General features: G+C 60.7%; 12 protein-coding genes. All 12 read right to left on the reverse strand.

Going from position 1 to position 12,384, the window contains the following annotated elements; genetic code table 11:
- Positions 1-622, reverse strand: a 622-nt coding sequence (locus WBB85_RS22920) for a carbohydrate ABC transporter permease (protein ID WP_432640879.1), incomplete at its 3' end; no start/stop codon positions are given.
- Positions 619-1,476: a carbohydrate ABC transporter permease gene (locus WBB85_RS22925; RefSeq protein ID WP_432640880.1), complete on the reverse strand. Its 858-nt coding sequence runs from the start codon at positions 1,474-1,476 to the stop codon at positions 619-621. The genes WBB85_RS22920 and WBB85_RS22925, both read right to left, overlap by 4 nt.
- Positions 1,477-1,542: 66 nt before the next feature.
- The gene (locus WBB85_RS22930; protein WP_432640881.1) at positions 1,543-3,171 is read right to left on the reverse strand and encodes an ABC transporter substrate-binding protein; all 1,629 of its coding nucleotides are present in this window, start codon (positions 3,169-3,171) and stop codon (positions 1,543-1,545) included.
- 103 nt (positions 3,172-3,274) lie between these two features.
- Positions 3,275-5,005, reverse strand: a complete 1,731-nt coding sequence (locus tag WBB85_RS22935) for a sigma-54-dependent Fis family transcriptional regulator (protein WP_432640882.1) — start codon at positions 5,003-5,005, stop codon at positions 3,275-3,277.
- 163 nt (positions 5,006-5,168) lie between these two features.
- The gene (locus tag WBB85_RS22940) at positions 5,169-5,702 is read right to left on the reverse strand and encodes a peroxiredoxin family protein (protein WP_432640883.1); all 534 of its coding nucleotides are present in this window, start codon (positions 5,700-5,702) and stop codon (positions 5,169-5,171) included.
- The gene (locus WBB85_RS22945; protein WP_432640884.1) at positions 5,683-6,015 is read right to left on the reverse strand and encodes a carboxymuconolactone decarboxylase family protein; all 333 of its coding nucleotides are present in this window, start codon (positions 6,013-6,015) and stop codon (positions 5,683-5,685) included. Before WBB85_RS22945 ends, WBB85_RS22940 begins: the two co-directional genes overlap by 20 nt.
- A gap of 70 nt (positions 6,016-6,085) precedes the next feature.
- Positions 6,086-7,186, reverse strand: a complete 1,101-nt coding sequence (locus tag WBB85_RS22950) for an acetoin dehydrogenase dihydrolipoyllysine-residue acetyltransferase subunit (RefSeq protein ID WP_432640885.1) — start codon at positions 7,184-7,186, stop codon at positions 6,086-6,088.
- 4 nt (positions 7,187-7,190) lie between these two features.
- Positions 7,191-8,198, reverse strand: coding sequence for an alpha-ketoacid dehydrogenase subunit beta (locus WBB85_RS22955; RefSeq protein ID WP_432640886.1), 1,008 nt, complete (start codon positions 8,196-8,198; stop codon positions 7,191-7,193).
- Positions 8,199-8,228: 30 nt separating this feature from the next.
- Positions 8,229-9,209, reverse strand: coding sequence for a thiamine pyrophosphate-dependent dehydrogenase E1 component subunit alpha (locus WBB85_RS22960; RefSeq protein WP_432640887.1), 981 nt, complete (start codon positions 9,207-9,209; stop codon positions 8,229-8,231).
- On the reverse strand, positions 9,206-10,264 hold the full coding sequence (locus tag WBB85_RS22965; protein ID WP_432640888.1) for an ATP-NAD kinase family protein: 1,059 nt from the start codon (positions 10,262-10,264) through the stop codon (positions 9,206-9,208). Before WBB85_RS22965 ends, WBB85_RS22960 begins: the two co-directional genes overlap by 4 nt.
- Positions 10,265-10,418: 154 nt before the next feature.
- Positions 10,419-10,751 (reverse strand): DUF779 domain-containing protein, encoded by a 333-nt coding sequence (locus tag WBB85_RS22970; RefSeq protein ID WP_432640889.1) that lies wholly within the window; start codon positions 10,749-10,751, stop codon positions 10,419-10,421.
- Positions 10,752-10,822: 71 nt separating this feature from the next.
- Positions 10,823-12,364 (reverse strand): aldehyde dehydrogenase, encoded by a 1,542-nt coding sequence (gene adh, locus WBB85_RS22975; protein ID WP_432640890.1) that lies wholly within the window; start codon positions 12,362-12,364, stop codon positions 10,823-10,825.
- Positions 12,365-12,384: the final 20 nt, after the last annotated feature.

Genomic DNA, 12,384 nt, shown 5'->3' on the forward strand with positions numbered 1-12,384 from the left:
GATCCGACGGCACGCCCAGCATCCCCGCCAGAAGGATCAGGAACATCAAGGGCGTCCATTGCCAGATATCGGCGATGATGACCGAGATCATCGCCCGGTTCACATCGGTCAGCCACGAGAAGTCGGCCGGAAGCCCAAGGTGGTCGTTGACCGGCCCGGTGCCCTGAAACAGCAGGAAGAACATCAGCCCCACCACCGCCGGCACGATCATCATCGGCGTGAGCAGGATCGAATAGAAGAGCTTGCGGCCCGGGAACTGGTCGATGAAGAGATAGGCCAGTGCCATGCCCAGAAAGAACTGCGCCGGGACCGCGACGATCATGATCAGCGCCGTGCGCCACAGCGCGCCCCAAAGCCGGGGATCGGTGGCAAGCGTCAGGTAGTTGTCGAACCAGCTGAAGACCTCCCACGCGCTGTACCAGGGGATGCCTTCCAGCGGCGTCCACCATGTCACGCTCAGATAGAGCTGCATGAAGAAGGGGAAGATGACGATGAAGAGCAGCAGAAGGAAGGTCGGCAGGATGAACCAGAAGCCCATCTTCTGCCCGTCGCGGGCCACGCCCGCCCAATAGCCCTGTGGCCTGTTGGTCGCGGCTTCGCCGCTATGTGCTTGATCGGTCATTGCTTGAGTGCTCCGAATGTCAGGCCGCGCACCAGATGTTTCTGGATCATCAGGCCAAAGACGACAGGGGGAATGGCGGCGATCACGCCGAGCGCGGCTTTCATGCCGTACATCTGACCGCCCATGGCCGAGGTCAGCGTCGCCATATAGACCGGCAACGTAACCCATTCCTTTTGCGTCAGCATCAGGGCCAGCAGGTAGTCGGACCAGTTCAGGATGAAGACAAAAAGCGCGCAGGTCGCCAGACCCGGTTTCACGATCGGCAGGGTAATCCGGTAAAAGACCCGCCAGTAAGAACAGCCTGAAACGCGCGCCGCATCCTCGATCTCGACCGGGACCTCCTCGAAGAAAGTCTTCATCAGCCAGAAGGCGAAGGGCAGCGTCACGATGCCGTAGATCAGCGACAGGCCCCACCAGGTATCACCGGCGCCGATAAAGGCCCACATCACCATCACCGGGATCATCACCGCGAGCGGCGGGAAAAGCCGCAGTTGCAAGACCGACAGCGGCAGCGACTGCGCCAGCCCGAAGCGGACGACAGCGTATGACGCCAGCGTACCCGACACGACCGCAAGCGTCGTGCCGCAGATCGATGTGACGAGGCTTGCGATCAGCGGACCTACGATGGTGCGGTCCAAGCTAACCACCAGACCCTCGGCATGACCATAGAAAATGAACTCGAAGTTCTGCCAGGTTGGGTCTTGCGGCAGCCAGGTCAGCCCGGCGACGGTAGTCCATTCCGGATAGGGCTTGAAGGCCATCGTGACCATCCACAAAAGCGGATAAAGCACGACAACGCATGCCAGAAAGATAAAGAGGTATTTCAGCGCCAGGGCGCCCCGTGACGGTTTCATCGCTGTCTCCCTGAATTTGCGGGATGGTCTGCCGGGGCGGAACTAACCCGCCCCAGCAGAACCGGGTCAGGCCGGATCGACGAGCGTCGGCCAGGTGGCGCGGCTGGCCTGGATCGCCTCGACGATGCCATTGCGCGCCTGCCGCTTGATGATCTTCTCCCACTTGCCCTGGGCCGCATCCATGGCATCGCGCACCGATTTCTGGCCGGTGATCGCCGCCTGCAGCTCTTCGTCCAGCGCGTTATCCAGCGCGGTCTGGCCGGCGAAGTTGATCGAGGGAACCGAACGGGCGATGGTCGCCGGGATCGTTTCCATCGAATAGGGCTGGTAGCTTTGGGCCACGAGCGGTTCCTTGAAGTTCGACTGCTGGAACGGGTCGAAATAGCCGCCCGGGTTGCCGGCCATCCAAGTATAAGTACGGGTCGAGCTGAGCCATTGCAGGAACAGATAGACCGCCTCGGGGTGCTTGGACTGCGACGAGATCCAGGCCGTGATGCTGTAATAGAGCACCGAGCGACGGTTGATCTGATCGCCGAAGCGCCGCCCCACCGGCAGGTGGCTGCCGATCATGCCCGTCGCTTTCGATTTCGGCGTGCCGTCGGGGTTGAACCCATCACCAAACTTCACAAGGTTGGTGTAGATCGCGGTATGCGGGATCTGCAGGTTCCACATCGTGGCATAGGCTTCGGCCCAGGTGAAGGTCAGCGCGTCCGGCGGGCTCCACTCGAACGAACGGACATGCTCCTCGGCGCATTGCAGACCAAGCTCGCTGTTCAGGTTCGGGCTGCCATCTTCGTTGAAGAAGAAGAAGTTCGGGAAATCCATCGAGGCAAAGCGCGCATAGAAGGTCGCCAGCCCCCAGAACGGGCTCATCAGGTTGCCGTTGCCGTACATTGGGCCATTGCCGAAATCCTTCCCCGTGAAGAATTTCGAGATGCGGTCTACGTCTTCCCATGTGTCGGGCGTCTTCAGCTCGATCCCGGTTTCCGTCAGGAAGGCGTCCTGCACGCGGGGGTCTTCGTAAAGCCCCTTGAGGTAGAACCAGGTCTGGTAGTCACCGTCGAGCGAGAAGGAATAGTAATCCCCGGCATAGGTATAAAGCAGTTTCTCGTTTTCCGGCGTCGTCGTGCCGCGTTCGGGATCGCCCCAGTCGGGCTGGTACTTTGCCACAAAGTCAGAACAGTTCACCGCCCCACCAGATGACACCAGATCGCCGGTCGAATTCCACGGGCCGGTGTAGATGTCGAACGTGCCGCCACCGGTGGTCACGTCCTGCATCACCTTCTTGAAAATATCCTCGGCCGGAGCGCCGATGATGTCGATCGTGATGCCGGTTTCGCGTTCCCAGACCTCCTTGGCCGAAGGACCACCTTCCGGGAAGGGTTTGGTGATCTGGCCGATGGCTCCATCGGTCAAAAGCATCGATATCTTGGTTGGCGCGTTACCGGCCGCCTGAAGCGCCTTAATCCCCTCGATCGCACGGCCTTCAGACATGGTGTTGTTGTACTGGAACCGCTCGGCGCCCTCAAACCCGGTCGGTCCGCCGGTCATGCCGGGCGCATATTCGCTGGCAAAGACTGGCGACGCGATGAACGACCCGATCCCACCGACGCCAGCGGCGGCGAAAGCGGCGGATGAACTCTGCAAGAACGTGCGGCGCGTCGGGCTGGTGAAACTTTGTGCTCTGGATTTCATTACTTCCTCCCTGATTGGCATTTTGTTTTTGCCAATCACGGTAAAGCAACGATCGTGCCAATACTGGATACGTCGACGAAAAATGCCTCTTAGTGCATTGATATTAATTCAATATATGTTCTGGAAGGTCATCCACACCAACCACGGATCCGCTGCTGAGCGCCAGGCACAGCTCGAACACGCTGATCATCTCACGGACGTTACCCGGCCAATCATAGCTCATCAACGCTTCTTCCGCGGCCTTGGAAAACCGCAACAGCGTGCCGTCCGAAACCAGTGCGGCGATCTGACGGATGACCCAGGACTTGTCCGTCCGGTCCCGCAGCGCCGGAATACCCAGCACCACGCCGTTCAGGCGATAATAAAGGTCCTGTCGGAACTGGCCGGCATCGACCAGCGACTTGAGCTTTCTGTGAGATGCCGAAATGACCCGGATATCCACCGGAACAGGTTTTGTCGCACCGACCGGCATAACCTCTTTCTCGGCCAGTACCCGCAACAGGCGTGCCTGAAGAACCAGCGGCATGTCCCCGATCTCGTCCAGGAACAATGTCCCGCCATTGGCCTGTTCGATAAGCCCCTTCTTGCCCTTTGCATTGGCCCCGGTAAAGGAATTGGGCGCATATCCGAACAATTCGCTTTCGATCAGCGTCTCGGGCAGTGCGGCGCAGTTTATGGCAACGAAGGGTCCCTTCTTCTTGCGCGAGGCATGGAGCGCCTTGGCGACATATTCCTTGCCCACGCCGGTCTCACCTTCAAGGATGATGCTGATCTGCTTGTCGACGATCCTTGCTGCCTTCTCTGCAATACTCTGCATGCTTTCATCGCCGCCGTGGATTTCCGCAAGCGGTTTTGGCAGGACAAATCGCGCCGGTGCACGTTCACGCCGCAAAGGCGCCTGCACATCGGCAAAGATGACCTGCCCATCGCACAGTTCCAGCGCCTGTTCGCCAGGCGTTTCAGCATTAACTAGCCATGGTATCTCATTGAAATCGAAATCAAATAATTCTTCAAATGGCTTACCCACAAAGGATCGAATACCGGGTTTTTGAAGACTCTGCGTCTTGGAGAATAACTGGTGGGCACCGTGGGTCAGCCCCGATATCGTGCCGTCCGCGGCCACCGAAATAGCACAACTGGGGTCGACGCCAAGAAACTCAGACGTCCGGTTCAGCCGCAGAATCCAGTCGGATTTGCGCGAGTTCATGAGATTGGCCAGTTCGATCCGGCGGACACAGGATTTGACCACTTCCAGCGTCAGGGCCTGGGAATATTTCTCTGTCGGCGACATCAGTAGGGAAACGTCAAGCACGCCGATGAGCGCACCGTCCGAATGGTAGATCGGCGCGGCGGTGCAACTGAGGGGCGTATGCGCCATGTCGAAATGGTCGGTCTGGTGGATGACGATTGCCTCTCCCGAAGTCAGACAGGCCCCGACGCCACAAGTTCCGGCGTTCTTCTCGCTCCATTCAGAGCCGATATAAAGGCCTGCCCGCTTCAGTTCCCGGTCCACCTTCTCGTCCCCGATGAAATCGACCGTCACCCCCTTCGCATCGGTCAGGAGCAGTACATAGCCCATGGAGTTTACCCGCCGGTACAGATCCTCCATACCAAAACGGGCAATCGACATCAGGTCTTCGGCTTCCTGCTGGTGCTGACGCAGGACGTTCTGGGGGAGAATTCGGGCCTCACCCTTGTGTTCGGGGTCAAGTTTGTAGTCGTTCAGGCAGCGCAGCCAAGACTGGACCACCTCGGGGTCGCGCGTCGTCTGCTTGCCCTCGGCGGCCGATACGATTTCCTCCACATGGCGCGCAAACGCGATTGACTGATCCATGATGGCCCCCCTCCAACAGTGTCGACCCCGCCAGCGGCCCGTGGCTATGCGCGGGCGATGACAAAGCAGAAACTATCAACAAAACAAGGGTATTGCGAGTCTTTTAAGACGGGACCGAAGTGCAAGAAGCGTCTCAACTCATCAAGCGTGAGCTGAGGCCAGGCTATTGCGCAAAGTGCGAAAGAACCTCCCGAGATGCTGTGACCGTTACTGCCGTTGCATCCGGTTCCGTGGCAATCCAATCCACTACCCCGTCGCGGATCACCGCCGCGTAGCGCTGCGTCCGAAGGCCAAGCCCCAGATCAGTCAGATCGAGGACCTGCCTAGCGTCGCGCGTAAACATCTGACTGCCATCGGCCATGAATTTCACGGTTTCGGGTGAGTTCAGCTGGTCTGCCCAGGCCTTGACCACGAAGAAGTCGCTGGTCGCGAGGATAATAATCTCATCCACTCCCGCATCCCGGAAGGCTTGTGCATCGCGCAGATATCCCGGCACATGATCGTCTGTGCAGGTGGGTGTGAACGCACCGGGCACCCCGACCAGAACGATGGTTTTCCCGGCCGAGTGGGCGGCTAGGTCGATCTGCCTGACCTCGCCACTTGCAAGTTGCTGAACGGGCGTTGATGGCACTTTCGATCCTGTTTTCATCTTGTCCTCACTGAATGCGTTGATGTCGTCAAAGCTGATCAAAGGCATCCAGCGCCTTCGCCGCATAGACAGTTCCGGGCCCGCCCGACATTTCAACCGTCACCGCAAGTACCTCGACCAGCGTATCGCGGTCCGCGCCGTGGGATTTGGCCTCGTTGACATGGTAGAGGATGCAATCCTCGCAGCCCCTTGCGGCGGCGATGGCCACCGCGATCATCTCCTTCATCGCGGTCGAGATATTGCCTTCGCGCACGGCGGTATCGCTGAGGGACTTGAAGGCCATCATGGTTTTCTGATCGGCCTTGAACAGCCCGATCAGACGTTTGTTGGTCTCTGCCAGTTTCTCTTTCTGAGTGCCCATGTCGTTTATCTATCCATCAAAAAAGGGGCCCACCCGGACGGGAGCGTACCGGGTGGGCAGGGGGGACGAGTCAGAACTGATCCCTGATCAGCTCGTTGACCCGCGAGGAGTTCTCCATCTGGACCATGTGGCCCGCGCCTTCGACGACGGTGACGCTTGCGCCGGGGATGACCTTGGCATGGGATTGCGGGATCACCGCATCCGCAGCACCCCAGATCACCTGAACCGGCCCACTGAACCCGGCCAGACCGGCGGCGATCCCGGCGGCCTGCCGGCCCCCGGCAAAAAGGTTGCCCTTGAGCGCCTCAAGAAAACCCTGCACGCCGTCCAGCCGCTTGTATTTCAGCAGGTCGTCGACCATCGAACGGCTGACAAGGTTCTGATCGGCGAAAAGATTCTTCAGCACCGGCTTCAGATCCTTGCGGCTGGCGGCCCCGACGAACCCGTCGATATAGCCGCTGTTGATCTCATCCCCCAGACCGGCGGAACAGATCAGCGTCAGCGAGGCGACACGGCCCGGATGGTCAATAGCCACCTGGCCTGAGACCAGCCCGCCCATCGAATGGCCGACAAGATGGGCCTTTGCGATGGAAAGGTGATCCATCAGCTGCACCACCGCATCGACCATCGTGCCAAGGCCGGGATTATCCACCGCCTTGACCGACTGGCCATGGCCCGGCAGGTCCAGCGCATGCACCGGCGCCTTTTCGGCCAGCGCGTCGATATTGAACAGCCAGTTGTCCAGATCGCCGCCAAAGCCGTGGATCAGAAGGACCGGCACCCCCTCGCCTTCGCGCGTGGTATAGCGGATGCGCCCCACGCCCAAATCGGCGTATTCATGGGCCGGACCGGTATCTTCCTCTTCCTCGGCCTGAGGCATCTCGAAAGCGTCGACATAGGCGTCAACCTCAGCGTCCGACACCTCCGCCGGGGCCAGGACCCCCAGAAGCGCGCGAACCGGATAGACCTCGCCCGCCTGCCCGACCCGGCGCCGGAGGAGACCGCCATCGGCGGCCTCCACGACATTCGCGATCTTGTCGGTCTCGACATCCATGATCTCGTCACCCGGACTGATCTCGGTGCCTTCCTCGACATGCCAGGCCGCAAGGGTGCCTTCCCGCATGGAAAGGCCCCATTTCGGCATGAGGATTGGCGTTATCAGATCGCTCATCCCCTCAGGCCCCCATGCATTTGCGCACAGCCGCCGCGATCCGGTCGGGGGACGGGATGTAGAGGTCTTCCAGTGCGGGTGAGAACGGCACCGGCGCATGTGGCGCGGTGACCATTTCGATAGGTGCCTTCAGGGCCTTGAACGCGTCCTGCGCCACGCTGGCCGAGACATCGGCAGCGATGGAACAACGCGGGTTGGCCTCGTCCACACAGACCAGACGCCCGGTATTCTCGACGCTTTCGATCACCGTATCCATGTCGATGGGCGAGAGCGTCCGCAGGTCGATCACCTCGACGTCGATCCCTTCCTTCTTCAGCGTCTCCGCGGCGGCGAGTGAGTTCGGCACCATCAGCCCATAGGTCACGATGGTCACGTCGCTGCCCTCGCGGGCGATGTTCGCCTCGCCGAAGGGGATGGCATAGGGCTCTTCCGGCACATCACATTCCGAAGCGTAGAGGTTCTTGTGCTCAAGGAAGATCACCGGATCGTTGTCGCGGATCGCCTGGATCAGAAGGCCCTTGGTGTCATAGGCGTTCGAGGGGCAGACGACCTTGAGCCCCGGGATATGGGTGAAGATCGGGGTCAGCATCTGGCTGTGCTGCGCCGCCGCGCGGAAGCCCGCGCCGCACATGGCCCGGATCACCACCGGCGTTTCCGCCTTGCCGCCGAACATGTAGCGGAACTTGGCGGCTTGATTGTAGATCTGGTCCAGACAGACGCCCATGAAGTCGATGAACATCAGTTCCGCCACCGGGCGCAACCCGCAGGTCGCCGCGCCAATCGCCGCGCCGACATAGGCGCTTTCGGACAGGGGCGTGTCGATCATCTGCTTGGGATGCTTGCCATAAAGCCCCTTGGAGACCCCCAGAACCCCGCCCCAGGCGTCATCCTCACCCGCGGCACCCGCGCCGCCGACGATATCCTCGCCCATCATGATCACGGTGGGGTCGCGGCTCATCTCCTGGTCCAGCGCCTCGTTGATCGCGTCTTTCATGCTCAATGTACGTGCCATTTTCTCTCTCCTTTCTCGTGTCAGCGCGTGTCAGTAGGACACGTACACATCGGTGGTCAGTTCTGCGGGGGTCGGCAGGGGCGCGGCCTTGGCTTCGCGCACGGCGTCCTCGATCAGGGTCGCGACCTCGGCGTCGATGGCGTCGAGCTCGGCATTGGTCAGAACGCTCGCCTCGGTCACCTTGGCGCGGAAGATCTTGAGGCAGTCGCGGTTCTTGCGGTTGTCCTCATTCTCGCCCGGCGCGCGATAGGTCTGGGCGTCGCCCTCGAAATGGCCGAAGAAGCGGATCATCTTGCATTCCAGAAGCGTCGGACCGCCGCCTTCGCGGGCGCGCTTCACGACTTCACCGGCGGCCTCGTAGACGGCAAAGAAATCGGTGCCGTCAACGGTGATGCCCGGCATGCCGAAACCGGTCGCGCGGTCGACATAGCTGTCGGAAGCGACGGCATAATCGACGCTGGTCGATTCCGCATAGCCGTTGTTTTCCACGACGAAGATCGCGGGCAGGTTCCAGATCGCGGCAAGGTTCATCGATTCCAGAACCGTCCCCTGGTTCGAGGCGCCATCCCCGAAGAAGGTGATCCCCACGCCATCATGACCCAGCTTCTGCGCCGCAAGCGCGGCCCCGCAGACCAGCGGCGCACCGGCGCCGAGGATACCGTTCGCGCCCATCATGCCCTTGGACAGATCAGCGATATGCATCGACCCGCCCTTGCCCGCGCAGGACCCGGTCGCCTTGCCATAAATCTCGGCCATCATGCCTTTGACATCCACGCCCTTGGCGATGCAGTGGCCATGGCCCCGGTGGGTCGAGGCGATGCGGTCAAGATCCTTCAGGTGCATCATGATACCGACGCCCGCGGCCTCTTCACCCGCATAAAGGTGGACGAAACCGGGGATGTCGCCCCGACCGAAATCGACATGCAGGCGCTCTTCGAACTCGCGGATCGTTTTCATCCGGCGATAGGCTTCAAGAAGCCCGTCTTTTTCCAGTGGGAACGGGTTGCTCATGTGGTCCTCCCTGTTTGATGAGCGGAGCGCAGCGCCTCAGACGCTACGCGAGTGAGAAGCCCGTGGCGGGCCGCATAGGCCATGCAATCGGGCACGTTGACGGTGCGGAACGCATCAGTCTGAAGACGGATGCTGACATCGCAGGTTTCGCTGAAGGTCAGTTCGCGTTCGCCGTCGAGCGCGAAGGACCCGGCCGAGACGCTGGGCAGATAGACCGTGTCGGGCAGAACCTTTTCGACGCCGCCGATGCCGACCTCTTCGATCAGACCGGGTGCGATAGGGGCGACCAGCCGGATCTTTGCCGTCTCCAGCGGCAACAGGCGCGCGCGCCGGCCTTCGGGTGTTTGCCGGTCAAGCGGCGCCAGAAGCCCGATGATCGAGGACATGCCGATCCCGTCGGGCCGCCCGAAGGTGACGAAAAGATCGCGGAAATTCGCGGTCTTCCAGATTGCGCGCGCCCCGATGAAACGTTCCGAGACGACGGCCACGTCGACCAAAGCAATCTCACGCTGATCGTTGACGCGCACTTCCAGCCGCTTGTTGTAGGAATAGGCATGATCGCAGGGCACCTGCCCCGTCACCGCGAGCCCGACCGCCAGACCTGTGATCGTCGGTTCGCGCAATTCCGGAAAGGCGTTGTTGGTGCCTGTGGATACCCCGGCAATCGGCGTATTGCCGCAACGCGAGACGACCACGCGGTTGGTCCCGTCCCCGCCCAGCACCACAATCGCCCCGACACCCTGATCGTGCATCTGGCGCGCCGCCTCGGCGCTGTCGTCCGAGGTGCAGGTGACCGGCATGTCCAGATAGCTGACGCGCGGAAACCGCAGATGTCCCATACGGGCTTCGCGGTCGATGGTGCGCATCAACTGGGTGCGGATGCCGCCGTTTTCCGGCATGATCACCACCTCTTCGACCCCCGTCGCCATCAGCCCCGTCAACATCCGCAACACGATATTCGCGCGGTCGTTGATCGGCAGGTTGCCCGCATGGCTAACGATCCGCCGAATGTCGCGGGCCGAAACAGGGTTGGCGATGATGCCGACTTTGGTCATGAAGGCGGTCTCCTTTCCGACCCTACAAGCAACGACCGTGCCAAGTAGGTTGGAAGAGCACAGCGGTGACCGTGACGGAGGGTGCAGACGAAAGAACGGGCGGCATCCGGTTTCGGGCCGCCCGTTGCGTCTGAAAACTGTCTATTGAACCGACTTATTCTGGCAGGCAGATGTCGGATCGAGTCAGGAACCTTCGGCCCGATCCATTCTCAAGCGAGAACATCCCGCCGATCCCCTTGATCGCGTCAATCGTCAAGTCGGTGTGCTTCCAGCGATCATACTGGTCAGCGTTCATGTAGAACGGCACCCCGTCGATGTCGCTGACACGAATATCATGGTCGCCGATCAGAAAGTCGCCCTTCTGGAACAACATGGGCGCCGAGCCATCACAGCATCCACCTGATTGATGGAACATGAGATCGGCCCCAAACCGCGCCTTGATCTCCCGCAGCAGGTCCAGTGCCTCATCCGTTGCCGTCACTGTCATGCATCGCAGCATTCTTTCGCCCTTTCGCGATGGCGGCCCCGCGCCAAGGGGACCGCCGTTTTGTCGACCGATCAGAAGAAGCCGAGGGCGTTCGGGCTGTAGCTGACCAGAAGGTTCTTGGTCTGGCGATAATGGTCCAGCATCATCTTATGCGTCTCGCGCCCGATACCTGACTGCTTGTATCCGCCAAAGGCCGCATGGGCGGGATAGGCGTGATAGCAGTTGGTCCAGACCCGACCCGCCTGAATGCCGCGACCAAAACGGAACGCCCGGTTGGCATCCCGGGTCCAGACACCAGCGCCAAGGCCGTAGAGCGTGTCATTGGCGATCTCCAGCGCCTCGGCATCATCCTTGAAGGTTGTGACCGATACAACCGGACCAAAAATTTCTTCCTGGAAGATCCGCATTTTGTTGTGACCTTTGAAGACAGTCGGCTGGATGTAGTTCCCATTCGGCGCGCCCTCGACACTGCCCACGGACCCACCAGTCAACAGCTCGGCCCCTTCCTTCACGCCAAGCTCCAGATAGGACTTGATTTTTTCCATCTGCTCGGTCGAGGCCTGCGCGCCGATCATCGTCTCCATCTGCAACGGGTTGCCCTGACGGATTGCCTTGGTGCGCTCTACCGCGCGGGCGATGAAATCGTCATATATCGATTCCTGAACCAGTGCGCGCGACGGGCAGGTGCAGACCTCGCCCTGGTTCAGCGCGAACATGGCGAAGCCCTCAAGACATTTGTCGAAATAGGCGTCATCGGCATCCATGACGTCTTCGAAGAAGATGTTCGGTGACTTGCCGCCCAGTTCCAGCGTCACCGGAATGATATTCTGCGAGGCATATTGCATGATCAGGCGGCCGGTAGTGGTTTCGCCGGTAAAGGCGATCTTGGCGATCCGGTTGGAGGATGCCAGCGGCTTGCCCGCCTCCAGACCGAAGCCGTTGACGATATTCAGAACACCCGCCGGCAGTACATCGGCGATCAGTTCGGCCAGAACCATGATCGAGGCCGGTGTCTGTTCCGCAGGTTTCAGCACCACGCAGTTACCTGCGGCCAGTGCCGGGGCCAGCTTCCACACAGCCATCAGCAGCGGGAAGTTCCACGGGATGATCTGCCCGACAACCCCCAGCGGCTCGGGAATGTGATAGGCATAGGTGTCGGCGTCAATCTCGCCGATGGTCCCCTCTTCGGCGCGGATACAGCCCGCGAAATAGCGCCAGTGATCGACACAGAGCGCCAGGTCGGCGGCAATGGATTCACGGATCGGCTTGCCATTGTCGAGCGTCTCGGCCACCGCCAGAAGCTGGGTGTTCTGCTCCATGATGTCGGCGATCTTCAAGAGCATGTTCGACCGCTCGGCAATCGACGTTTTCCCCCAGGCCGGGAAGGCGGCATGGGCGGCATCCAGCGCGAGGTTGATGTCGCTTTCGTCGGACCGGGCGATCTCACAGAGCACTTCGCCGGTGATCGGCGTGACGTTCTCGAAATAGCGGCCGGATTTCGGTTCGACGAAGGCACCGTTGATAAAGTTGCCGTAACGCGATTTGAAAGGGAACTCGACCCCCAGGTGGGACGTGTCGAGCGCGGCGCTGCGGGCTTGGGTGTTCACATTCATGGCTTCCTCCAGGGTTATGG

It is taken from the genome of Albidovulum sp. (genome assembly GCF_049646345.1).
GTDB lineage: Bacteria > Pseudomonadota > Alphaproteobacteria > Rhodobacterales > Rhodobacteraceae > Albidovulum.

Excerpts from the sequence above, each read along its gene's own strand:
- WBB85_RS22965 (WP_432640888.1), bottom strand. The coding sequence starts at position 10,264 with ATGACCAAAGTCGGCATCATCGCCAACCCTGTTTCGGCCCGCGACATT.
- WBB85_RS22960 (WP_432640887.1), bottom strand. The coding sequence starts at position 9,209 with ATGAGCAACCCGTTCCCACTGGAAAAAGACGGGCTTCTTGAAGCCTAT.
- WBB85_RS22955 (WP_432640886.1), bottom strand. The coding sequence starts at position 8,198 with ATGGCACGTACATTGAGCATGAAAGACGCGATCAACGAGGCGCTGGAC.
- WBB85_RS22970 (WP_432640889.1), bottom strand. The coding sequence starts at position 10,751 with ATGACAGTGACGGCAACGGATGAGGCACTGGACCTGCTGCGGGAGATC.
- WBB85_RS22950 (WP_432640885.1), bottom strand. The coding sequence starts at position 7,186 with ATGAGCGATCTGATAACGCCAATCCTCATGCCGAAATGGGGCCTTTCC.
- WBB85_RS22940 (WP_432640883.1), bottom strand. The coding sequence starts at position 5,702 with ATGCCTTTGATCAGCTTTGACGACATCAACGCATTCAGTGAGGACAAG.
- WBB85_RS22945 (WP_432640884.1), bottom strand. The coding sequence starts at position 6,015 with ATGGGCACTCAGAAAGAGAAACTGGCAGAGACCAACAAACGTCTGATC.
- WBB85_RS22935 (WP_432640882.1), bottom strand. The coding sequence starts at position 5,005 with ATGGATCAGTCAATCGCGTTTGCGCGCCATGTGGAGGAAATCGTATCG.
- adh (WP_432640890.1), bottom strand. The coding sequence starts at position 12,364 with ATGAATGTGAACACCCAAGCCCGCAGCGCCGCGCTCGACACGTCCCAC.
- WBB85_RS22925 (WP_432640880.1), bottom strand. The coding sequence starts at position 1,476 with ATGAAACCGTCACGGGGCGCCCTGGCGCTGAAATACCTCTTTATCTTT.
- WBB85_RS22930 (WP_432640881.1), bottom strand. The coding sequence starts at position 3,171 with ATGAAATCCAGAGCACAAAGTTTCACCAGCCCGACGCGCCGCACGTTC.